This window comes from uncultured Paraglaciecola sp., from assembly GCF_937123705.1.
GTDB lineage: Bacteria > Pseudomonadota > Gammaproteobacteria > Enterobacterales > Alteromonadaceae > Paraglaciecola.
The window spans coordinates 1-21,781 of the sequence record NZ_CAKZKO010000178.1 but is presented as its reverse complement, the minus strand read 5'-3'; the positions used below and the strand labels follow the sequence as shown (position 1 = coordinate 21,781).

Below are 21,781 nucleotides of genomic sequence, written 5' to 3'. Positions count from 1 at the left end.
ACTGGCGAGGGCTGCAAATGCGTTATGAACGATGCCGGACTGGTGTTTGGTGTAAACACTTTTGGAATGATTGACGTGTCAAGAGGCCAGCTAGGAATTGGATATATCCGTTTAGAAAGAGGCGAGTTCCACAAGCAAGACCATAGACCGCTAACCAAGGCCGAGCTGCTCGCCATAGCTCGGCGCATGGGGGATTGATGAGCATACGAACCATCCTAGAAATCAACCACGACTGCCTGCACAGTTTGGAGCGCATGAGTGCTGATGAGCTGCGTGATTTGCTATACAAGGTCACGAACTGCAACGCGGAGCTAAACGCCAGCGAGCATGGCTACAGGGCGCATAACGGGGTGACTGTGATGGCATCGACGCATCATTCCAGCAAGGTGGATTTATCGGTCAATGGGCGGGTTGTTTATCGGAATTACGTGACGGGGGATTTGAATAATGGCTGACATAGGCAGGTCGACAGCGGCGCACGTCGAAGAATACGAGATAGAGTCTAGCGCCGGATGGGTAGAGCTGGAGCACTGGGGGCTATGGTCCAGCCTGCTGACTCATCCAAGGTTAGGATACCCACGGCAGAGCGCGGGGTTTGCGCTAATCAAAGAGAAGTACAGGACCACTAAGGCCCGCGAGCCGCTGCGAATGGGAGAAGAATACGACGAAGACAGGGGGGCAAGGGCTGATGTGCTGATAGGCGAGTGCAGGCCGATATACCGCGACTTATTCATGCTGACGTTTGATTTGCAGATGGATGATACCGTGGCTGCAAAGTTCCTAAGTCGCGCCTATTGCCTGAGAAAGGTCAAAGACAGGCCAGTGCCAATAGACAGGAAGGAGTACAAAGCGCTAAAGCATCAAGGGGTCGCAGCGTTTAACGTGTTGATTGAATTCATGAAAGCGGCGTGAAATAGTGCTTGACGTGGTGCCGTGGAGCCGCTATGGTTCTTCAAACATCGGTCGACCCCAACATCAAGAGCCTCGCCATCATAGCGGGGCTTTTTGCGTTCTAAGTCCCTGAATTTACAGGGCAAACAATCAATGAGCCTAACGCTGGCGAACGCACTCAACAAGGCAACGACTGCCTAACCTGAAAAATGGTCAGCAGAGGCTCACCCTACACCCAAATCGGAGCATATCCGATGTACACAGCGATGCTATTAGTCATGACGCTGAATGGTCCTATGGGCCTGCAAGACACGCAAGGACCTTACAGCACGGAGGTCGAGTGTCTAAATCGAGCGCTTGAAATGAAAGCCTACGTCGATCAGGAGATGGCTGGCGTTAGGTCGATTGATTTTAAATGCATGAAATCTGACGCCAACGAACTAGGCGCTTAACAACAACGAGAGCAGAGCCAGCCGGTTGCGACCCGACTAGCCCCGCAATGCCACGCCGGATGAGGGCGCGACACTATGAATAGTAGCTCAATCCTTCAAAAACGCAGCGCAACATCCCCAACCTATTCGGTTAGGACGGAGATTTACATGGAGTCAGACAGGGCATTCGACGTGATGAGCGTTATCGCTCTGACTGCAATTGCAATGCACGATGCGCAGGGAGCATTAATCGCACTAACGGCTTACGCCTTGGTTGTGTCTGCTCGATCTGGTATCGGCTGGTTCAATGACTGAAACGGAAAAAACAGAGCTTTCAAATTCAGAGAAAGCTTTCAAGGCCTTGAGTCCGTGGATGGGCGCAGGGGCATTTCTGGTATGCCTGTTCTATTTGCTGGAGCGTAATCAGGAGATTCCCTGGTACGTATTTGGGCTATGTGGAATATTGATGGGTCTGGGCAAGATGATGCTGGCTCTCAAGGATTTGAAGCCGTGAAGCATTGGCTGGAGCAGACATTAAAAGTCTCGACCACCATGCTATCGACATTGCTGCTGATAGCGTATCTATTTGTTGGTGCAGTGGTCCTGAGATTTGCCGCTGAATACGCCATAAACAGCACACGAGATACATCTCACTGGGTTGAGTATTTCCACGTTGAGCCAGTTATTGATGTTTTTCCAGTCGGGTTTAAGCCTGTTTTCAACAGTAAATCCATCAAACATTCTGCCATTTTGGGCAGCTGGCCTGATGTGATGTGGTGCTTGATACATGAGGGGCCAGCGGCTGGTAAAAAAGTGCGATTCGAATCACCTAGCGCAGCGAGGCGCAGTGAGGATATCCCAGATCGATGGGTGCCATTGCATGTCGGCATGACAGGATTTCGCGATAAAGAAGGCCATCCGATTCAAGGCAGCTCATCGGGCGATTGGAAATGGAGCGGTGATATTCCTGTATATCCGGCAACGTGCTCACTAGATTCAAAATTGATTATTCGTCCATCGTTTGGCGTTGAGCGAGAAGTTCCGGTGCCGAGTAGCGGTATGTTTTCATTCGAATGATGGACGCTGGAGCCGCCTGGATAGCGCTGACAAACGGTGATGGTCTGGGTGTTCGTACTGGCAACAGACAATGCTTTATGACATCCGATAGATTGGTTGAGTGTGATGATGCTGATTCGAGTGGCACATTGAATTTGAATCACTCTGAGTTTCTGAGTGAGTTCGCTACGAGTCGGTTTAGGTATATCGAGACTCAGGATATGGCGAAGTGACGGCACGAGCCAAGATTGTCACTCATGCGTCAAGCAAGGGTGGGCTAGGCGGATTGCTGGGATACGTATACTTTTACTGCTCGCTGGTCGTTAATTGGGATATCGCACAGATACTTACAGCTGATCATCTGGAATCATTTGTAACAGGCTCTATAGCGGCTTTTACGGGCGCTGGAGCAGTTGCCGGTTGGAACAGAGACCAGCCAAGTGCTGCGCAGGCTGAACGCCCTGTTGTTGCTCGTAGACCGTTTCCCAAGATGCCGCCGTTGGATGATTTTGATTCGTTCAGCAACACGCCAGCAAAGAGTGGTTACACGTACAGCAAGCGATCTCTGGACAACATCGCTCAATGCCACCCTGATTTGCAGAAAGTGGCTCACAGGGCGATACAGATCAGTAAATACGACTTTGTGGTTATCTGCGGGAACCGGACGATAGAAGAGCAGAAAGTATTGTTTAATGCTGGAAAATCTCAGGCGATGAACAGTCGTCACGTATTGAAGCCTAGTCACGCGCTGGACATCTATGTGCTCGGGCCTAGCGGCGGAACATGGCAGATTGAACCGTTTTATCGTGAAGTCACAAACGCATTTAAACGCGCCGCTCAAGAGCTGGGCATAGCAGTTACATGCGGCATTGATTGGAAGTCATTCGTAGACGCAGGACATATCGAGCTAAGCAAGGCCGTTTATCCAGATACGCCGGATTTGGTAATTAGTTGATATGATAACTCGTCACGAACAGACCGGTAATTAGCATTACTGGCAGTGCAGGGTAGCTACCTGTTGATCCGTTAAATGATGCACAAATTCCTGCGTTAGGCATCAGCTAGATCGTAAAAGTGCGGAAAGGGTGCGTGACGTTAATTTTTAAGTAAACCTTACTATCACTATTTACGCTGTTTAAGTAAATCACGACGTAAATTTACACAGAATCTATAGCGGATTTATATCCGCTGGAATCCATATGAAATCCATTTTTATAGCATTAGCTGTCGCTATGGCGTTGTCTGGTTGCACATCTATTGATGCTGGCCGTGTCTTGTTAGGTACTGCTCAAATATCACAAACCAGCTCAGTACGCGACACGCTACTTGATTATTTGCCCAGTGATTCAGAAGAACGCATTGCACGTGATCTTGAATACCTGGACCGTGTGTACTTGCAATTCAAAAATGTAGAACCCGATCTATCCGTTGTCACCCTGGCACTTGAATTTCCCGATGCGTTTGATCGTGTCGGTGAGGCATTCGCAGCCATACGCGGGGAGGTGCTAGCCTACAATCAGGCGTCTAATATCGCCATTCCGATTGACTTGGTGGCGTACTCGGCGGGCACAGTGCCAGCCTATGCCGAGATACGCGCAGCGATTGAGAGTAACGACAAGGCTGTTGAAATAATTGAAGTGGTGAGATTGTTAAAGCCGCTGATAGCGCTGGTTGCGCTTTAAATGGTATTCGTCAAGCCACCTAGTGACCCCAATATAGTGTGGTGGTACAGGGCGACTGTGACAAATATTGTTGATGGCGACACCATTGATATAAAGCTCGACAGAGGATTTAAGGACTTCACGAACGGCAAACGTATACGGCTAGCTTACATAGATTGCCCTGATAAAGATCGGTCGGCAAAACAAGCCGCAAAGGAGCACCTTGAAGAGCTGGTATCTGTCGGCGATGAGGTTCTAATCCACACGCACAAGGACAAGAGTGGCATGTATGGACGACTGATTGCCGAGGTTATTAGTCGCGGTGTAAACCTGTGTCGTGCGCAGCTTGATTCAGGTCATGCGCGAATCTGGGGCGATGGGATTCGCTGGTGAAATCCTACGGTTTAGACCAAGGAATGCAGCTAGAAACCATCCCAATTGAAACGGTTGGAAAGTCGGTAATAGCAAAATACTGGACATGGTTGATTGATCAGCGCCGCGTTCGGATCATAAAGCCGTTTCATGTTCCGCGTCCCAATGGTGGCACGTATATTATGCCAGGGTCGTTTGAGTTTGATGGTGGATCGATACCGCGCTGGCTACTAGTTTTGGCTGTGATCGTTAATCAAGTATTCCCACTCTACGGCTGGGCTGGATATACGTTGATGGCATTGATTCTAATCGGACTGATGATTGAACGATTCGGCCTGATGTTGGCAGCATTTGCTGTTCATGATTTTGCGGTTCGATACGGGGTGCTAGTGACAGGTGATGGAGATATTGAGCAGGTGAAAAATGTCAACGAGGCGAACAGACGAATGCTCTCAACAAACTATGCAACGAATGAAATGATTTTTCTTGGATGGGTTGCGCATATTGCGGTAATCGCTGGTGCATGGCGAGCATGGAACAAATACCGGAAAACACCATCATCGGTTGATTGGCGAGCGCTTGATTATGGAGTTGAATTAAAGGCATGAACCTACCCACAAGATCGATTAACAAGCCGCTTCAGTGCGGCTTTTTTGTGCGTGGAATTCAGTAATGGGTGCTATTGCGTTATTTCCAGTTCTCGACACAATCACACTTGCCGCGAGCGATTTCGAATACTCAGAATGCCCATTCACACAGTCTGACGCACTACGCAGAGCCACTAGAGATTACCCAGAAGCCACTACAGCAGCGGCAGCGCTTGGGGCCAAGCCAGGGGATACGGTTGAGTACATCACACCTATCAATGGTGATCTGTATACGTGGGTCATGCAGTCTGATAACACGTTGCGGTTGGACAGTGGGCCTGATATACCGATCTACCGCTTTGAGAAGGAGGCCGGTGTTACCGACACAGCGCTAGCAGACGCCGATGTAAAAAATGGCTTTGTCTGGATCGAGACAAACATCTTAACCGGTGTTTCTATTCGCTGGATATCAGTCGGTGATGAGGGCCCGTTAGAAGATGCGGTTGATAATTATATTAATCTGCCTGAAGTAGCAAGCGCTCAAGAACTTAGAGAGCTGGATAACCCGGCATATCAAAATATTAAATTAAAAGGAACTGAAGAGGGCGAATTTTATTGGGACCCAACAAGTACTCTGGCTGAGAATGGAGTAGGAAGCCCGAAGTCGTCGGGGACTGTAATTGCAATGGACGGGCATGGTGGAGCTGGCCGATATCGTAGAGTGTATGAAGGGCCGGTGTACCCTAAATGGTTTGGTGCTATTCGAGATTCCGATTCTACTATCCACGTGCAAGCAGCATTTAATGTAGGTGGAAAATCAGTCATCGACGAGCCTTATTTAATCAATGGTGTAGATCCAGCTTACCCTGTTTCACTCTACGGTGGCGGAGTGAAACCCCTAAGCTATTCGAATGTGGAATATGTAGGGGAAGGCAAGTTGACAGTTGTTCCTAATGATAAGCCTGCATACGTTGTCATGAATTTATCTGGTACTACCGGCGTTAACATAAACAATGGTGAGGTCATTGGTGACATAAATACACACACTGATACAGGAGGAGAGTACGGGTTTGGGTATCTCATGTTCCCTGCATTTGATTTCGTTCTCTCAAACTGTAAGGCGTCAAATTTTTGGGGCGATGGATTTTATGTATCCGGCGATGAGGCTCCAATTACGGGTTATCCAAGTACCGGGGGCGTAATATTTAATGGAATAGCTGATAATAATCGGCGTCAAGGGTTGTCAATTGTGAGCTGGGTAGGGGGTAACGTTATCGGGGGCGTTTATAAGAATACTGGCCGAACTCTGAGCACAGCTCCGTCATATGGAATAGATATAGAGCCTAACCCTAAAAACTGTTCTATAGACGTAACTCTTATAAATGTAAAGACAGAGAATAATTTGAACGGTGGAATTCAATTTGTTCCCGGATTCCTTACACATCCCGATGCAGAAGGAAATCCATACCGCGTTGTAGTGGACAATTATGTATCTTATAAGGACGGGATTAATGGGGCGATGAGATTCGCCTTCCCTGATTTTGCACAACTAGGTGTAAATAAAGACAATGCTATCAATGGTGAAATCACTATAAATAGCCCTCGTATCATAGAATCCGAAAGAGCAGGTATTGATTTTTCGCGTTGGGCGTCAAATGCTCCAGATGTAAAAATAATAGATCCTACTGTAATTGACTGCAATACAGAAGGATACTCAGGCGGACTTGGTGGGCGGTGTGCTTATGTAGTAGAGATGTTATCCGCTGATGATGCGTCATATATTTCTACGGGTAAAATCGATATAGTCAGGCCCAGAGCAATCGATACACGTGATACACCATTGATGCTTTTGCCGATGTATTTACACGGTGGTTCTGCGACTCAATATGTAGACAATGTGTCTATCATTGATCCGCACGCTGAGAATTGGAGTTCGGCAAGCAATACATTCGTTAATTGGAATAAAACAAAAAATGGATCTGTAAAATACAGCAAAAAGAAATTAACCGAATTGGGCGCTGATAAATCAATTATTTCAGGACAGCACGCGGGTGAACATATTTATAGCGATGCAAATTCAAGCACAATAAAATTACCATCAGCAGCTCTCTCTGCTGGACTTGAATATAATTTTATTAACTTGAATGAAATAACATATAACGTATTACCTTTTAGTGGGGAGTCGATACAAGGATTTGATGTTGACCAATCGGTATCATTAAAGAAGATAACAGATTCCCTATCCATTTATTCTGACGGGAGTAGTTGGATTCCAACAATCATTCGTATTTTTGAGAATGAGCCCATTTATTATAGCGCTGGCATGGTTGTGATCTCTGGTGACAAGGTGATTAGTCCGATTACTGGTGCTGTTTGGGAGGCAGTATCTGGAGGCGACTATTCTATATCCCCAGATGATGAGGAGAATTCATCACATGAAAATTTCAAACGAATTTCTGGATACACAGAAGCCCCTCTTGCAAATCTGCTCCCCGATTCCGGTCGATTCGTTATTAGCACAGAATCGAAATCTAGATCAATAACGACATTTGCGAATGCAGATTTAAATGGTTATAACGGAACCACCATTGTTGAAGGGTCTAAATTTATATACGACAATTCTACTCACGGTGGCGGTGGCGGCGCGTTATCGGCATCTGTTCAACGGATGGTTGCTTTGACAGGCGCAAGGCGTTATGGAGAGGAATGGTATACAGCAGAGATTACTCAAGGTGTAACAACAAATGCTCCAATAACAGTCGGAGCGACAACATATTATCTATCCGCTTTAGTGAATAACGCATCATACATGATGTCAATAGGCACGGATAATAGGATTTGTTATGGGTTCTTTATCGATGTTGCCGCCGCAGATGAAGTTCTTTTGAAGAATATTGGCACTATGATCGTTGACGGTGCATATTCCGACACAGATGTAGAACTTTCTTCAGGCGCACATTGGGTTACGTGGACATACGATAAGAATACATCATCTAATAATGGTTATATAACATCCATTCCCGTATACGCCGTGCCCAGCGCTGTATTCGAAATAGCAAAGATATTTGTGTCTCCCGTAGAGTGTCCAGTCATGAAGCCCTGGCATTCGCCAATTAATTCAATGTATAGAGAGGCATAACCAATGACTAAACAACGCGGTTTCAGCTCATCAATAATAGATACTACTTTTACAGCATTATCTTCTTACGTATTACCTAACAAACTTGCTACCGCAACAGCCCCAGGCGTTAGTAACGAAATAAGCGGCACGGGTGCATTCAATGGTATTGGGTACGTAGTTGGTCTGCTGTTTGAGTATAATAGAGGTTGAAGGATGACATACACAAACGTAGACGCTACTGATTACAACAAAGGTGATCCGCATCCTGATTACCCTACGTCGTTTCTTGTCGTTGAAAAGACAACAGGTGATCCTCCAGTTACATATAAGTCATGGGGTAGAGGCGTGTCAGCATCAGTAGCACGAGTACAAGGCTATAGAAAACCAGCGCCGCATGAATTCAACACGTATGCGACATACCCAGAGTGTCCAGCCGAGTACACTGATGTAGATGACGAGAGCAGCGTTACATTTACACGAGCTTTGGCAGAGTTCCAACGATTAGGGGCGATACCGGGGGATACAGGCCGATACGTAACGCCAATGGGCAAGCTGTACGAATACCTGTATGGGGATAACGGCGAAGTTACGCTGTTGACTGATTCGATTCCTACGTATGAGTTCACAAGTAACGTCGATGAAAACAACCCACCGTTAAAGTCTTTCGCTCTAGCCTCTAGCGATTACGCCAAAGGCTTTAGGTGGAATGAGGACGATCTACGAACAGGTGCGCGTAAGGAGCGTCTTGCTACGGCTGATGGGGTAGCTAAGACGGTATGGGAAGGTGAGGTTGCGGGGGCTGCCGCAGTGGTTCAGAGTAATCTGGATTTAGCAATGCTTCCTAACAAGCTAGACGCTACATCAGCTCCAGCTATCACCAATGATATAAACGACACAGGGGCCTCCAATGGGGTCGGGTATAAAGTCGGTTCAATGTGGATTGACGTAACAAACGATATTGTTTATCACTGTGTAGACAACGCAGATGGTGCAGCAGTATGGGTTTAAATAAATAATGGCAAATCCAAGCGCAAACCCAACAGGCGACGATCAGTTCTTTCCGGCAGAGAATCCCTACCTAAAATCAAAAGCCGATGGATGGGATGGTAGTACACCGCCTGTAGCTACTAGCTGGACGTGGGCACGGATTACATCACCATCGACAGACCCTACCGTAGGTCCAGCCGAATCTGCCCAACTCGCGGCACTACAACAGGTGCAAGGCGAGCAGACTGCGTTGATTGCCGCGCAAAACACAGCATTACGTGAATTGCTTCGTGAGACATCCCAAAAAGCAGTCGGTGGTAACACGTACTACGGATTTAAGGCCCGTGATTCAGTTACGACAGCAACTCTACTCGATGTTGACAACAACTACATCACCAAACCGTTCGATGCGGGCGGAGTGGCGATATGGATGATGTCTGGCCTACCGGGGCAGGCAGGATCAGGTCCGATATGGGCTGCAGAGATAGCTCCTTACCTTTTTGAATACGTGACTGTTTCAGGGTATCAGCCCATTGTTACGATGGAGAAGTGTAACTACGAAGTGTTACCCACTGCCACGTTGCTGCAATTACAAACAAAGCCCGGTTCCATAAGCGGTTTAAATGTAGGTGAATCCAAGGATGGCTGGAAAAGACTAGAGGATACTCAATAAAATGCTTCATTCTTTCACAGACAATCCTGCACTACTGCCTGTACACTCGCCTGTCCCTGGTGCATTTGGGTTGGTAGAGCCTGATGGTCCTCTCACATCACTGAATTTTCAAATAAACTGGACGCAAGAGCCGTTGTTCCTGCCAGGTGATAAGGTGCGCGTGGAGATTGACGACGTACCACAAGGCGCTGACGTTCCTGCCGAGGACGGAGGCTTGCCTGCGGTCTCTCTATTGGCCGATGGTGTCAATGAGATAAAGCTAAGATATATAAAAATTGATACCAGTCAAATACTGTATACGTACACAGTAACTGTGACTCTACCTGCGCCGGACCCGGTCGCTAGGGCGGTTCTTACAAGTATGGTAGGCGTTAAGGATGCGGTGCAACGTACCAATAAACTAACGTTTAGTTTTGACAAAAATACTTTTGCAAAGCTGGAATTTAACAAAATTGCAACACCCAATGATCTACGAGAAACCCTGCCCGACTTGACAGGTAATTACGGCAATCCTAATCCGCACGTTCAAACGTTGCGTGACCTCGATCCTTCCGAGAATTGGGCAGTAAGAGCTAAAGTATCTCTTGATGGGGTTAATTGGTATACATCAGGTGACGACTATCTGTTCTCAACTGATGCCGTACCTGTTGCTACTAATTCAACGGCCAATTTCGGAGAGTTTGGGTTTGGGGTCAACGTTCAACGCGAAGTTGGTCTGCTGGACAGCACAACACAATACGACACTGCTATTGTGTTTACAGCTCAGAAAAGCGTAAGAACAAACAATCTTCGTTTTTTCAACCGATTTCTAACTGATTTCGATGTATCAAACAGAGCCGTTGTAATACCTGTAAATAATAATTTAACCTATGATCCCGGCAGCATATACCGCATGGCTGTGGATAATAGCTTGTCGAATGTTGAGGCATCCTTGCTGTTTTGCTTTAACTGGAGCAGTGGCGCTCAATATGGCACATACTGTTTTGGGCCTGTGGAGAATGACGTAATGCTGGTTAAGGTTACTAATGGTTTGCCAGACATGAGCCAAGTAATCGCAACATCTGTCACCAGTTTCGAGCCGTTTTCCACGCCGTCAGGAATGGTGGAAATAGCTTTAGATACTATTGCGGATATTCAAGCAAACAGTCAGTATGCAATTGTTCAGTACAACAAGCATCCCCCTGTAGATGGCGCGGCATTTATTAAGAACCCTAACTTAATAAAAAGCTGGATAGCTGCTGGCAACAAAGGAGGATATAACTCTAACGATGGATCTTATCTTGGGTCTGTGCAAGGTATGCAAGGACCATGGCGTTCTCCAGCTCAGGGCAATACCGGAACATACGCATGTCACCGAACGCCGGCTCGCGATTATTGGAGGAAACAGGGAGGAGGCGTGCCACAGGCTCCATGGTGGGGCGCTGAAGATTATGACAATCCAGGCGAATGGCAGGGCTATTCATTCTTCGGTTGGGACGTAAGAACAGGCATCAACGAACGTTCTATAGAGGGGAATACTCAGGCAAAATTTAGTTTTACGTTGCCAGCGGGCTATAACGTTTTATCTGATCGAATATGGACGATGTGCCGATATAATCGGAGTTCTGCCCCCAATGGACAGAATCTTGTAGCTAATATTTACAAAGATGGTGCGCTTGTAGCATCGGCACAAATGACACCTGATGTAGGAGTGGCCTCGAATAATCGAAACCCTCAAGGAGGGGGCACTGTTGGTTTGAGTTACAGTTTCCAGAATAGCTGGAGAATGGGGCAGTTGAGTAGTAACGTGATGTTTGATGCAGGAAACTATGACGTTATCTACAGTTCACCAGCCGGTTCAGGTTTTTTGCTTCAAGCATCGCCTGTCAGGAGTGATTTTCTTGTTGAATCTGACAGTGGGGCATTCGCATCAACATCTGAATACAGTACAAACGGTGGGGGTAGTTGGTCATCTTATTCCGACAATGCAACGATTACTGGCGCTAACTATCTCGGTGTTCAATTCGTTCGCGTAGGCCAGCCGGATAGCCGCGCATGAATACACTCTATATAGCATTGAATCGAGGCGGTCCCGGTTTCATCAAAGATAGGGCCGAGACGAACAGCGAGAGCTATCCAAAGGATGCTTGTGCGCTGGCAATCAGTATTCTCAAGAGATTATCAAATGGTTCGAGAATTGTCGTACACGATTCAGCGCCTGAAGGCACTAAGCCCCGTTCGGATGTGTTGCACGCGATATTCTACGATCTAGTGGGATTCTTTGGCGATGTAAAGAACACGAAGGACCACAACGCAGAGGCGGCTGAAATGATGCGACAACTAGCTAGCGCCGATATTCACTGCACGATCGAAGACTGATGTTATATACAATAGACAAATATCAGATGCCTGTTAAACCTGCCGATGCAGTGGTATTGCCACCTGATCCGTTGCAGAATGTGTTAGCCCAACAGACCGGCGAGAATACAATTCAGGTGAGCTGGACTGCGCGCTTTGGCCAAGACCATGCCGATGTATATCGTGATGGCATTTGGCGAGCAACAGTTTTCTCTACACCGTGGACGGACCCTGACACACTGCTTATTGGGCGCACGTATGTCTATACAATGACCGTCACTGTATCCACCAACGGTGTTCCATTAACCTCCGCACATTCAGCGCCTTCATCGATCATTCGAACAGCGCCGCCTGTTACCGATAATAGCGTAGCGTTGATAGTGCCTGGCACCAATGCGATTGGCACAATTACAGATGCCGATCTTGTTAGTTATTACGGATTGAGTCTATTGTTTAGTCGAGGATCTGCGGCGAATCAATATATTGAGTCGGGCGCGTTCCAAGGCAAAGATGCCATGCGTTACACACTTAAAGCACGTCAGATAAACCAAATGGGTTCGGATCACAACCTCCCTCCTGCCCGTGGATACCGATGGACATTCACGGCTTTATTTGAGCCGGGGTTCGGGTTTGGTGGGGTAAAGGCAGATGGAAGTGTTGATTGGCAAAGAGCTATTGGTAAATTTGGTAACTTGATTGGTGGTGGAGAGCCGGTAGGCGGCGGCACAGTAGCCACCGATGGATTCCGTGTGCGCTACATGTGGCGTATGCGGTCAAATGGAACCGTTCAGATAGTATTGTACGTCTACTACGCGACAATGGAATCACTTACAGGTTCAGGCGACAACTGGGGGATGACAGCGTATAACCTGACACCCGGGGTGCCAGTAACACTCCAGACTGACGTTATGATGAATGAGACAGCCGCTAAGACTGACGGATATCTCATTGCACGACGCGACGGTGTAGAGTCGCTACGAAAAGAAAATGTCCAATGGTTTACCACCGGTCAGCCTCACATAGATCGTATAGGGGGCGAGTGTTTTCATGGCGGCAACATTCCAGATGTTGGTGATGCACGCGGCGAACCGTACACCGATATCCATGATTCGTACATTCAAATATACGATTCAAGTTACGAGCTACTAGCCGCGTGATTTACTGTAATCGATCACTACATGCATCGAACGCCGAGACTGATCTGATAGCGAACATCAAGCCCCGAAGTTGCATAAGGAAATTCGTATTGGCAGGACATCGCCGTGTCACCTACAGCCCATGTCATTTGCAAACCTGTCGTATCCAGGGAATAGAAGTAGTTACCATTTTGATCAACATCTATAAACTCGCCAGTACCAATGGAGTGAGACTTACAAAAAGCTGGACCAATAGCTTGTTTGCCTGTAGGGCATTCGGCAACGCATACAACAACGCTGGTGCCATCATCAAGACACGAATCACTGGCAGTAATAATAGTGGCAACCGATGGAGCTGGTGCGGGCTGCGAAACCGACGGCGGCGTAACTGGACCACCACTGATGGTAACCGTCCCGCCACCAGAACTGCCAAACCACTTGTAAGAGCCTGTAGAGAGATCGCAGGAATCGCCAGCGTTGCCAGAGCACAATATCGAGGTGTTTGGAGTTTGTTCGGTCCAAAGAGTTTCGACCTGCCACCATTGATCATCGAAAGTGAGCGTGTTCCCCGATTCAATGTAGTCGGCAGAAACGACAGGCGAGAACAACAGGCAGGCGGTTATAATAATTCTGTTCATGATCAACTCCGAATAGTTGTGATTGAAAGTTGTCGAGCGGCCAGGGTGATATTTGGTCGCACGATGACACGGATTGTACGGATATTACTATGCCACCAACCCTGTCGAAGAACGATTGTACGTGCGCAATCAAATCGTATTGGGCAAAGACTAGTGGATTCTTGCGCAAGTAAGTGTTGCTCTGATCTGAGCTACATCCCAATAGTCGATGCTGCAGGTGCCGTTTTCTGGAGAAAGATCTGTGTTGACTGGCTTTATCGCGCCTTCAAAGTCTTCGGTCGCGGCACACGTTAACGATATCGCCATGTCGCCAGTTTCGCAACTCAGAAAGCAGTTGCCACCGCCAAACATCCCATCGGGCATGGCTGAGCAATTTTGTTTGACATGATAGAAGGGCATAACATTGACAGGGGGAGGCTGATTATCAAAGCCACTAACAACGATACCCTCAAAGCGCTCGCCAGTCGTGTGATTAATAGCGTTGTAGGTGCCATCAGGTACTGTGCAGCCAATAATGGCGCCGTCCAGAGCTTCATCCTCGCAGACAGTTGTCCAGGGGCTGACTGCAATTTGAACTTGCCAGTAGTGGCCGTCTATGAGAGCGGGCAGTGGTGGTTCAATGGTTTGAGCGATGGCAGCAGAGGACAGCAGCGCAAGAGCTGCAACAGGTAATAAACGCATAGGTATCTCCGTATCTATGTGGGCCCTGCGAGTATTCGAGTACCCGCAGGGCAATTTAATTGGAAATTCAGGATAACCCAGAAATGAATCACACAGAACTAGCCAGAAGAGCGGGGCGGTAATAATGCCTGTTTCTAGTAGATTTTATGCAAAAACACGACGCGCCGAGGTATAAATAGTGGCTGAAACATTCAATAACGGCGATGCTCGGTCAGCGATCAGGGCAAAGCTGAATTTTGCGGCGGGCGAAGTTAATACCACACGGCGCAATTGGCACTCCAACTACGTGGGGAATCGCTGCACCTATTTGGGTGTTGATTGGGATTTGCCATCGGGCGGGGATGCTCGTCAGGTGCCTGGTTCGACAGGGGCTACGTGGATTCAGACTGCAAGTTCTGAATCACTGACGTGGAAAACGGGAAATACTAATATTCGCGTAACCGCATCAGTTCAGAGTCAAATTCTGCCGTTCGTAATTCGCTCAGGGGGTAACGCATCCATTGACCCGGCTGGCGGCTCTGGGCATCTAAACTGGGCACTTGATCTGCCGTTTGTGGTGTTCAATTCGAATCTTGCCAAATACTATGCGATAGGCCAAGTGACGTTTTACGGGGGGCGTCTCTATACGCTGGCGAGAGATTACTCTGGCATTCCTCCAGCGCAAGGCACTACTGTTAATTGGCGAGATGTACTGGCCGATGCGTCCAGCGGCAACGAACCATCCGATCCAGGCACTACAAGTGACGGCGCACAGACGAGTGAAGTATTCACAAGAATTGATGCAGGCGGCTATGTAGACACCGACCCAGGCACAAGTGGGCAGGTATTTCAGAGGACCACAGCAATTACCGGATACGCAGGATCAGGCGTGGCGCAGACAGTTGGCGCAGCTGCTTCGGCTGCTGAAGGCGCTTATGCGTCACTTCAAGGTTTTGGCGCTGACAATAGCGCGGATCGCAAGGTTTGGATGAGAATCAAGGCAACAAATGCAGGCGATCAGATCGGCGGATGCTCACACGGCGGCGGAACATTAGGTGTTATCACGGCATCTACAACAGCTTGGGAATGGAAGGAGTTGCCAGAGGTGCACAAACAGTACGATGCGTCATTTCGAGTGATTGGTATATCTGCCAATGTAGCTACTGACACGGTGATACTAACCACGCTAACAAACAACGTGGTTCCAACTGGTAAGGATGGATTTCAGTGACCTATGAGATACAGGAGGGTGCAGCTTCTAAAGATGTTCGTGAGGGACTTAATGCCAATGCACAAGCGCTCAGAAACACACGACGACCGTGGGAGCCTAATTACAAGGGTAGCTTCTGTAGCCACAACGGTAAGGATTATGATCTTGTGCCTGGCGGGTATTCTTTTGAGGAGCCTGGGAATCCAGGAAATTGGGCGGAGAAAACGGTCACGGTCGAAAGCCCTGTAACTGCCGGGTCATTGGTCAGGCAGCGCGGGTCAGATGCTGATATGAAGGCTCTTCCCGCCAACACTACGATTGACCTGTTTATTGTAGAGGGTGAGGAAATCACCGCCGACAATGTTGATATCAACGGTCGATACTGGCGTGAAATCTCAGATGGTCAAATGATCTGGAGTAAAGAATGAACGCCCGAGTTGGTGATCAGGTTGATTATGACGGTTATCCGATTGAACGACTTGCTTTTGAAGAGACGTTCATGGGCGCAAGTCTCGATACCAATAAGTGGCATAGGCAGTTTCGTTGGGGTAAGAACATTGTCATCAACGGCGAAGAACAGATTTATGATGATGGCAGTATAGGCGCTGATGTTCTCAGATTTGAAGGCACGCATACAACGTTGAGATGTATACCAACACCACCAGAACTGGCGGTCGCTGCTACGGCCAATGACAAAGGTGTCGATAGACAGATGCCGTATATCTCAGCGGTGTTATCGACCTATGATCTATTTCACATTGGAGAATCACGCGCAGAAATAGAAATATGGCTCCCCGGAACTAACGGCACGTTCAGTTCAGACGGTGCATTCCCAGCGTTCTGGCGACAGGGGCAATTTTTCACCAATGGCGGGTATGGCAAATATGCCGGTAAGATCCTGACCGAGCTGGATGATATGGAGTGGACAGGTAATAAATCAAACGAGGTGCATTTTTCGACCCACGAAGATCCAGGGGCGCAAGGTAAATTAATATCCAGCGGATCAGCCTATGACACAGGTGGTGATTTGCGTGGCGCATGGCATAAGTTCGGATCAGAGGTAGAGGGCGATAAAGTCACATTCATGCTTGACGATCAATGGGTATTTGAAAAGCCCAGACCGAGATCATGGGAGGAAACCATGTTCTTTAATTTAAATCTAGCGGTGTCCGATGGTGAGACAGGATTTGGCGACAAGGCCAAAATAACCAATAATTCGGTATTTCCGATGGAGATGAAGGTTCGTAATATGCGCGTATGGCCAATAGCCAAGGCCAAAGGCAAAGTCTATCGTGTGCCAACAGGGATAACTAAGCAGATTTCAGAGACCACAGCTGGCGTTCCTATTTGTCACAAAATCACTGATCGAAATGAAGCATACCAGCAAACAAAAACCGTAGAACAATCTGAAATATTTGTACCATACCTTGACGGAGGAGGTAACGAGCAGTCGTATACAGGTAATCGAGGAGATTTGTATAACCTATCTAATCCTGGCGATGCCAACAATCCAAAGGAGGTGATTTGGTCGCTCAGTGATCATCAGAACGCCATTATATTTGCACACAGACATATGAATATTCGCCTTTCGGGTGCGGTTCCAGGTACTGAATATACTATTGTTGTCTCAAGAGTCCAACACGCGGGTATTGACCCGTCGCTAATTCATCCGCTGTTGAAGCTACCCAAAGCTGGATTGGATGCAGGTTCACAATTTGCAGATGACGCCTACGTATCGACGCTGTACAGGATACAAGCGCATGATTCATTCTTGCTTCTCACCAGCATCCAGCATTACTGATGTACTCCACAGCCCAAACAAGCGTAGAGCGTGAACGTAATCTAGCAGGGGGCATTGCCCCTCAAACAGGCGTTAAGATAACATCGCAATCAGCGTTTTCGGACGACACTATAGTGCTCAGGTGGGAGACTGGCGGTGATGTGGTTGATCAGTTCAAGGTGGCTGTCGGTACAGTTCAAGGTGGCTTTGATCTTTACCAATCAGACGTACTGGTGTATTTCAGAATCACGAACAGTTATACGGGTGTTCGTGTGATCTCAGGTGTTCCGGCAACCAGCGCTTGGATTCGATTATTCTATCGATATGGCGGAGGAGAGTTTAAATACATCGATCAGCTGGTATCATTGACCGTTACAGCACCCATTATATCAACTGATTGGGATGATAACGGCGTGTGGGATGATAACGAGGACTGGACTGAATGAGAGTGATTACAGAGCCGACTGTGTTACCCGAAGGTGAAGAGTGCAGCGATATCTTGAATCGTATGATAGCCAACGCGCCCAATGGCGACGACGACAATGTTGCTCTTCTTAGCAGAGTGCTACAACAAGCATTTGATGAAGGTCGGAAGTTTGAGGCAGAACGAACGCCAAAAGTATCGGGCTCAACAAAGCCAAAAAGAAAATTACTTTCAGTTGATTCGGTAGATACGGGCGTTAACCTACTACCTGAGCTAACCAGCATCGCTTCTATCATGGACGAAGGCCCAGAGAATCCCGTAGAGCGATTCAGGTACGATCAGACACCGCCAGATGATGCAAACGTGGCGTTGTGGGAATCGCAATTGCAAGAAGCATTGAAATACACCGCTCGTATTTATACGGGCTAAAACAAACCAGTTCTATCAATCGCATTAAGGTCGCCACACGCGGCCTTTTTTGTGGGCGACGAGTTGAGGCAAATATGAATGACGAATCAAGACCTGTAGGCAGACCGACCAAGTACACAGACGACACCGCAGATCTGGCTTTCAAGTTCTGCTTATTGGGTGTGACCGACAAAAGGCTAGCCGAATTGCTAGGCGTGAATGAGTCAACCGTACACCAATGGAAGATCGATCATCCTGAATTTTCCGAGTCACTTAGGCGTGGCAAGGACTTAGCGGACGCTGAAATTGCCAATAGTATGTATCACGCAGCCAAGGGTTATGAGCATGACGCGGTGCATATCAGCAACTATCAGGGCGATATCACAGTAACCGATATCGTGAAGCGATATCCGCCTGACACGAAGGCTGCTGTTATGTGGCTCAAGAATCGACACCCTGACAAGTGGCGCGATAAGACAGAACAGGATGTGAATGTAACCACCAATCTATCCCAGTTAATGGCCGAGGGTAAAGAACGAGCGCTGGCAGCAAGACAGGCAGATACGCCAACCGATGGGTGAGGCTCTGCCGAACGAAGAAATTCGGCTTATTACTGATATATCGGCGTTCTACACATCTCCGTATGACTACGCAATGTATGTGTGGCCGTGGGGGAAGAAAGGCACGAGATTAGAGAATCACAAAGGCCCGGACGAGTGGCAGAAACAGGGCATGTTACGTATTCAGGCCGCGATAGAGGAAGATCCTGAAGGTTTTCAAGTACGGGAGGCGTTCGCGTCAGGGCACGGTATTGGTAAGGGCGCATTTTCAGCCATGATCACCCATTGGTTTCATGCCACTCGCTATAAGCCAGCGGGCGTGACCACTGCCAACACACAGACGCAGTTAAGAGGCAAGACGTGGAGGGAGCTAGCGCTATGGAACTCAGATGCCATCAATAGCCACTGGTTTGTCTGGACAGCTACTCGATTCTCGCGAGTTGGACACACAGAAGATTGGTTTCAGGACGCTGTCCCCAACAGTGAGCACAACAGCCAATCGTTTGCTGGGCTGCACGGGTCAGAAGTGCTTGTTGTCTTTGATGAAGCCAGCACGATACCAAGAATTATATTCGAAGTAACAGAAGGAGCCTTCACCACGCCAAAAAATCTATGGATATGTCTTGGTAATCCAACGGAGAATACCGGCTCATTCAGAGAGTTGTTCGGCAGATTCCGCAGGTTTTGGCATTGCTCACATATAGACAGTCGAACTACGCGCATGGCAACACTCACAGAATCTGCCATACAACAGTTCAAGACGTGGGAGAAAATGTACGGCATTGATACGGATTGGTTCAAGGTTCGCGTTTTGGGTCAATTCCCAGCCCAAGCGTCCACACAGTTTATTTCGCGAAAAGTGGTGTCAATGGCGCAAGGTCGGGAGGTCGAAAACCAATCAGGCGCTCCTAAGATCATGGCTGTGGACGTGGCTAGATACGGTGATGATTCAAGTGTGATTGCCCGAATACAAGGCAGGAAGCTTTATCCAATGATAAGCGTCCATAAGCAAGACACCATGACAACCGCATCATGGGTCGCAGCTGCAATTAATAGCTACAAGCCTGATATGGTTCTCGTTGATGGCGTGGGGGTTGGTGGCGGTGTGGTCGATAGGCTTATACAGTTAGGATTTTCAATCATTGAGGTTAATGCCGGTTCTGAGCCGTCCGAGGAATACAAAAAGAAAGTAGTCAACAAGCGAGCAGAGATGTGGTCAGTCATGCGTGATTGGTTGGAGACAGCCGACATCCCAGAAGACGACACGGAACTGTTCGATGACTTGACCGGCCTGATGTACATGCACAATCGAATCAATAACAAACTGCAACTGGAGTCTAAAGAGGATGCGAAAAAGCGCGGTATCTCATCCCCTGATAGGGCAGATGCATTGTCGATGTGTTTTGCCTATGAGTACGGGCATGAGCAGCAGCAAGACTATTACGAAGATGCGGAAGTGGCTGACTACTGATGGCGCATAAAACATTCTATGTCGATGAGGTGATGGCCGCTCACGATCAGAACATGCACAAGCCGGTGCCAGGCTACCGATTCAGTAACGGGCGCTCATTCCACGGCCAGAACGAGGTGGAAACAGGTGTATTGACGCAGCCTGCCACGGAGTTGGTTGTGCCGGTGAAGCCAGCAACAAAACTAAGCGTGTTTCAAGGCTCGCCGTGGAATGACGCGGTTGGTGTCTGGAGCGATAACGAGGTATGGACAGATGGGTAAGGCAAGCAGACGAAAGCAGCAATCAGCCAGCTTCACAGCGCGTCGTGTGAATGTGTTTCGTGAGGGCGATAAAACAATGCTCAAGGCGTTGTGCATGGATTGCGTTGACTACATACAGAAAATATACCCGCATGTAGCTTGGGGAATAAAGCCGTCTGAAGATGGCTCTATGATTGAGCTAATTGCCGATGTACCTGGAATCGATACACGGCACGGCTTTATGATTCGCACGCAGGACATTGAAAACGTAACGATGCGCAGACGCAATTTGATGAACATGGGTGGCGAGATACTGGAGCGCTTCGGTATGTCACGACACAAGAAAACGGAAGTGATCGATATCGTTGGTAAGCGCAACACACGCGGACAATTGCAGCCTGAACTATGAGAAATCCTGCCGCAGCTGGCTTATCGGATAATCTTGAAGATGGAACAGTGCGTAATGACGTGGCCGTGTCCTTCAATTCCGAGGATGCAGGCGTTCTTCAAATGGCTCGTCAGTGCTTGGCAGATTCAGAAAGCTATCTTGATGCGTCACACCGTCGCCAGATTGAAAAGAACATAGCCAACTACCAATCGCGGCATCCGGCAGGCTCGAAGTACCACACACAAGCCTATAAGGCGCGTAACAAGAAGTTCCAGCCCAAAACTAAGGCAATGGGGCTGCGTCGTGATGCTGCCGTATCTGCTGCGTTTTTCAGTACATCAGATGTAACAGTGGTCGAGGCTGTCAACAAGGACGATAAACAGCAAGCCGCAGCCGCCGCTTTGTACCACAAGATCATGGAACGCCGACTCGGTATGAATGGGTCGGTGAAGTGGTTTCAGACGGTCATAGGCGCATCACAGGATGCATTTGTGCAAAGTGTTTGTGTCTCCTGCCAGTACTGGGATTACAAGGTTGATGCGGATGGTGATGTGGTCAAAGACACGCCAGCGGTTCGATTGATACCGATTGAAAATTTCAGATACTCACCGTCTGCTGATTGGCGAGACCCGGTGAATGATTCTGAATATTTGATAGAAATTATTCCGATGACGGTTGCTAAGGTTGTGGATAAGATGCTAACCGGTGAATGGGCTAATGCTGATGCATCCGCTATTGCCGCATCTACACG

General features: G+C 48.1%; 30 protein-coding genes. 28 read left to right on the top strand and 2 right to left on the bottom strand.

Annotation, left to right across the window (positions count from 1 at the left end; genetic code table 11):
• The 18 genes from Q0688_RS22860 to Q0688_RS22775 all read left to right on the top strand — a co-directional run.
• Positions 1–198: hypothetical protein (locus Q0688_RS22860; protein ID WP_299082807.1), on the top strand; the 198-nt coding region annotated here is incomplete at its 5' end.
• Positions 198–455 carry a hypothetical protein gene (locus tag Q0688_RS22855; RefSeq protein WP_299082805.1) on the top strand — a complete coding sequence of 86 codons (258 nt, stop codon included), beginning with the start codon at positions 198–200 and terminating at the stop codon, positions 453–455. The genes Q0688_RS22860 and Q0688_RS22855, both read left to right, overlap by 1 nt.
• Complete coding sequence (locus Q0688_RS22850; RefSeq protein ID WP_299082802.1) at positions 448–912, top strand: hypothetical protein; 465 nt, start codon at positions 448–450, stop codon at positions 910–912. The genes Q0688_RS22855 and Q0688_RS22850 overlap by 8 nt, the downstream gene beginning before the upstream one ends.
• A gap of 233 nt (positions 913–1,145) precedes the next feature.
• Positions 1,146–1,343, top strand: coding sequence for a hypothetical protein (locus tag Q0688_RS22845; RefSeq protein WP_299082800.1), 198 nt, complete (start codon positions 1,146–1,148; stop codon positions 1,341–1,343).
• Between the two features lie 286 nt (positions 1,344–1,629).
• Positions 1,630–1,836, top strand: coding sequence for a hypothetical protein (locus Q0688_RS22840; protein ID WP_299082798.1), 207 nt, complete (start codon positions 1,630–1,632; stop codon positions 1,834–1,836).
• Complete coding sequence (locus Q0688_RS22835) at positions 1,776–2,399, top strand: hypothetical protein (RefSeq protein WP_299082796.1); 624 nt, start codon at positions 1,776–1,778, stop codon at positions 2,397–2,399. Before Q0688_RS22840 ends, Q0688_RS22835 begins: the two co-directional genes overlap by 61 nt.
• The gene (locus Q0688_RS22830) at positions 2,396–2,611 is read left to right on the top strand and encodes a hypothetical protein (protein ID WP_299082794.1); all 216 of its coding nucleotides are present in this window, start codon (positions 2,396–2,398) and stop codon (positions 2,609–2,611) included. Before Q0688_RS22835 ends, Q0688_RS22830 begins: the two co-directional genes overlap by 4 nt.
• On the top strand, positions 2,608–3,333 hold the full coding sequence (locus tag Q0688_RS22825; RefSeq protein WP_299082792.1) for a M15 family metallopeptidase: 726 nt from the start codon (positions 2,608–2,610) through the stop codon (positions 3,331–3,333). The genes Q0688_RS22830 and Q0688_RS22825 overlap by 4 nt, the downstream gene beginning before the upstream one ends.
• Positions 3,334–3,577: 244 nt before the next feature.
• Entirely contained in the window at positions 3,578–4,060 is a 483-nt protein-coding gene (locus Q0688_RS22820) for a hypothetical protein (RefSeq protein WP_299082790.1), read from the top strand.
• Complete coding sequence (locus tag Q0688_RS22815; RefSeq protein WP_299082788.1) at positions 4,061–4,432, top strand: thermonuclease family protein; 372 nt, start codon at positions 4,061–4,063, stop codon at positions 4,430–4,432. It abuts the gene before it with no gap.
• Positions 4,429–5,019, top strand: a complete 591-nt coding sequence (locus Q0688_RS22810; RefSeq protein WP_299082786.1) for a hypothetical protein — start codon at positions 4,429–4,431, stop codon at positions 5,017–5,019. The genes Q0688_RS22815 and Q0688_RS22810 overlap by 4 nt, the downstream gene beginning before the upstream one ends.
• A gap of 64 nt (positions 5,020–5,083) precedes the next feature.
• On the top strand, positions 5,084–8,137 hold the full coding sequence (locus Q0688_RS22805; protein WP_299082784.1) for a hypothetical protein: 3,054 nt from the start codon (positions 5,084–5,086) through the stop codon (positions 8,135–8,137).
• A 3-nt stretch (positions 8,138–8,140) separates the two neighbouring features.
• Positions 8,141–8,329 carry a hypothetical protein gene (locus Q0688_RS22800; protein WP_299082782.1) on the top strand — a complete coding sequence of 63 codons (189 nt, stop codon included), beginning with the start codon at positions 8,141–8,143 and terminating at the stop codon, positions 8,327–8,329.
• Positions 8,330–8,332: 3 nt separating this feature from the next.
• Positions 8,333–9,127: a hypothetical protein gene (locus Q0688_RS22795; protein ID WP_299082780.1), complete on the top strand. Its 795-nt coding sequence runs from the start codon at positions 8,333–8,335 to the stop codon at positions 9,125–9,127.
• 7 nt (positions 9,128–9,134) lie between these two features.
• Positions 9,135–9,779 (top strand): hypothetical protein, encoded by a 645-nt coding sequence (locus Q0688_RS22790; RefSeq protein ID WP_299082778.1) that lies wholly within the window; start codon positions 9,135–9,137, stop codon positions 9,777–9,779.
• A 1-nt stretch (position 9,780) separates the two neighbouring features.
• The gene (locus Q0688_RS22785; RefSeq protein ID WP_299082776.1) at positions 9,781–11,817 is read left to right on the top strand and encodes a hypothetical protein; all 2,037 of its coding nucleotides are present in this window, start codon (positions 9,781–9,783) and stop codon (positions 11,815–11,817) included.
• Entirely contained in the window at positions 11,814–12,137 is a 324-nt protein-coding gene (locus tag Q0688_RS22780) for a hypothetical protein (RefSeq protein WP_299082774.1), read from the top strand. The genes Q0688_RS22785 and Q0688_RS22780 overlap by 4 nt, the downstream gene beginning before the upstream one ends.
• A 26-nt stretch (positions 12,138–12,163) precedes the next feature.
• Complete coding sequence (locus Q0688_RS22775; protein ID WP_299082772.1) at positions 12,164–13,273, top strand: polysaccharide lyase; 1,110 nt, start codon at positions 12,164–12,166, stop codon at positions 13,271–13,273.
• 17 nt (positions 13,274–13,290) lie between these two features.
• Here the strand turns inward: Q0688_RS22775 and Q0688_RS22770 are convergent, their stop codons facing one another.
• Together Q0688_RS22770 and Q0688_RS22765 are read right to left on the bottom strand one after the other, a co-directional pair.
• Positions 13,291–13,890, bottom strand: a complete 600-nt coding sequence (locus Q0688_RS22770) for a hypothetical protein (protein ID WP_299082770.1) — start codon at positions 13,888–13,890, stop codon at positions 13,291–13,293.
• 150 nt (positions 13,891–14,040) lie between these two features.
• A complete protein-coding gene (locus Q0688_RS22765) occupies positions 14,041–14,571 on the bottom strand; it encodes a hypothetical protein (protein WP_299082768.1) in 531 nt (176 codons plus the stop codon).
• Between the two features lie 178 nt (positions 14,572–14,749).
• Here Q0688_RS22765 and Q0688_RS22760 point away from each other — a divergent pair, with 178 nt between their 5' ends.
• The 10 genes from Q0688_RS22760 to Q0688_RS22715 form a co-directional block, all read left to right on the top strand.
• A complete protein-coding gene (locus Q0688_RS22760; protein ID WP_299082766.1) occupies positions 14,750–15,781 on the top strand; it encodes a hypothetical protein in 1,032 nt (343 codons plus the stop codon).
• Positions 15,778–16,188, top strand: a complete 411-nt coding sequence (locus tag Q0688_RS22755; RefSeq protein ID WP_299082764.1) for a hypothetical protein — start codon at positions 15,778–15,780, stop codon at positions 16,186–16,188. Before Q0688_RS22760 ends, Q0688_RS22755 begins: the two co-directional genes overlap by 4 nt.
• Entirely contained in the window at positions 16,185–17,561 is a 1,377-nt protein-coding gene (locus Q0688_RS22750; RefSeq protein ID WP_299082762.1) for a family 16 glycosylhydrolase, read from the top strand. Before Q0688_RS22755 ends, Q0688_RS22750 begins: the two co-directional genes overlap by 4 nt.
• Positions 17,561–17,986 carry a hypothetical protein gene (locus Q0688_RS22745; protein ID WP_299082760.1) on the top strand — a complete coding sequence of 142 codons (426 nt, stop codon included), beginning with the start codon at positions 17,561–17,563 and terminating at the stop codon, positions 17,984–17,986. The genes Q0688_RS22750 and Q0688_RS22745 overlap by 1 nt, the downstream gene beginning before the upstream one ends.
• Positions 17,983–18,393, top strand: coding sequence for a hypothetical protein (locus tag Q0688_RS22740; RefSeq protein WP_299082758.1), 411 nt, complete (start codon positions 17,983–17,985; stop codon positions 18,391–18,393). The genes Q0688_RS22745 and Q0688_RS22740 overlap by 4 nt, the downstream gene beginning before the upstream one ends.
• Before the next feature lie 74 nt (positions 18,394–18,467).
• On the top strand, positions 18,468–18,953 hold the full coding sequence (locus Q0688_RS22735; protein WP_299082756.1) for a hypothetical protein: 486 nt from the start codon (positions 18,468–18,470) through the stop codon (positions 18,951–18,953).
• Positions 18,946–20,403, top strand: a complete 1,458-nt coding sequence (locus tag Q0688_RS22730) for a hypothetical protein (RefSeq protein WP_299082753.1) — start codon at positions 18,946–18,948, stop codon at positions 20,401–20,403. Before Q0688_RS22735 ends, Q0688_RS22730 begins: the two co-directional genes overlap by 8 nt.
• Positions 20,403–20,663, top strand: a complete 261-nt coding sequence (locus Q0688_RS22725; RefSeq protein ID WP_299082751.1) for a hypothetical protein — start codon at positions 20,403–20,405, stop codon at positions 20,661–20,663. Before Q0688_RS22730 ends, Q0688_RS22725 begins: the two co-directional genes overlap by 1 nt.
• On the top strand, positions 20,656–21,051 hold the full coding sequence (locus Q0688_RS22720) for a hypothetical protein (RefSeq protein ID WP_299082749.1): 396 nt from the start codon (positions 20,656–20,658) through the stop codon (positions 21,049–21,051). Before Q0688_RS22725 ends, Q0688_RS22720 begins: the two co-directional genes overlap by 8 nt.
• A gap of 101 nt (positions 21,052–21,152) precedes the next feature.
• The coding region (locus Q0688_RS22715; protein ID WP_299082747.1) for a hypothetical protein at positions 21,153–21,781 on the top strand (629 nt) is incomplete at its 3' end.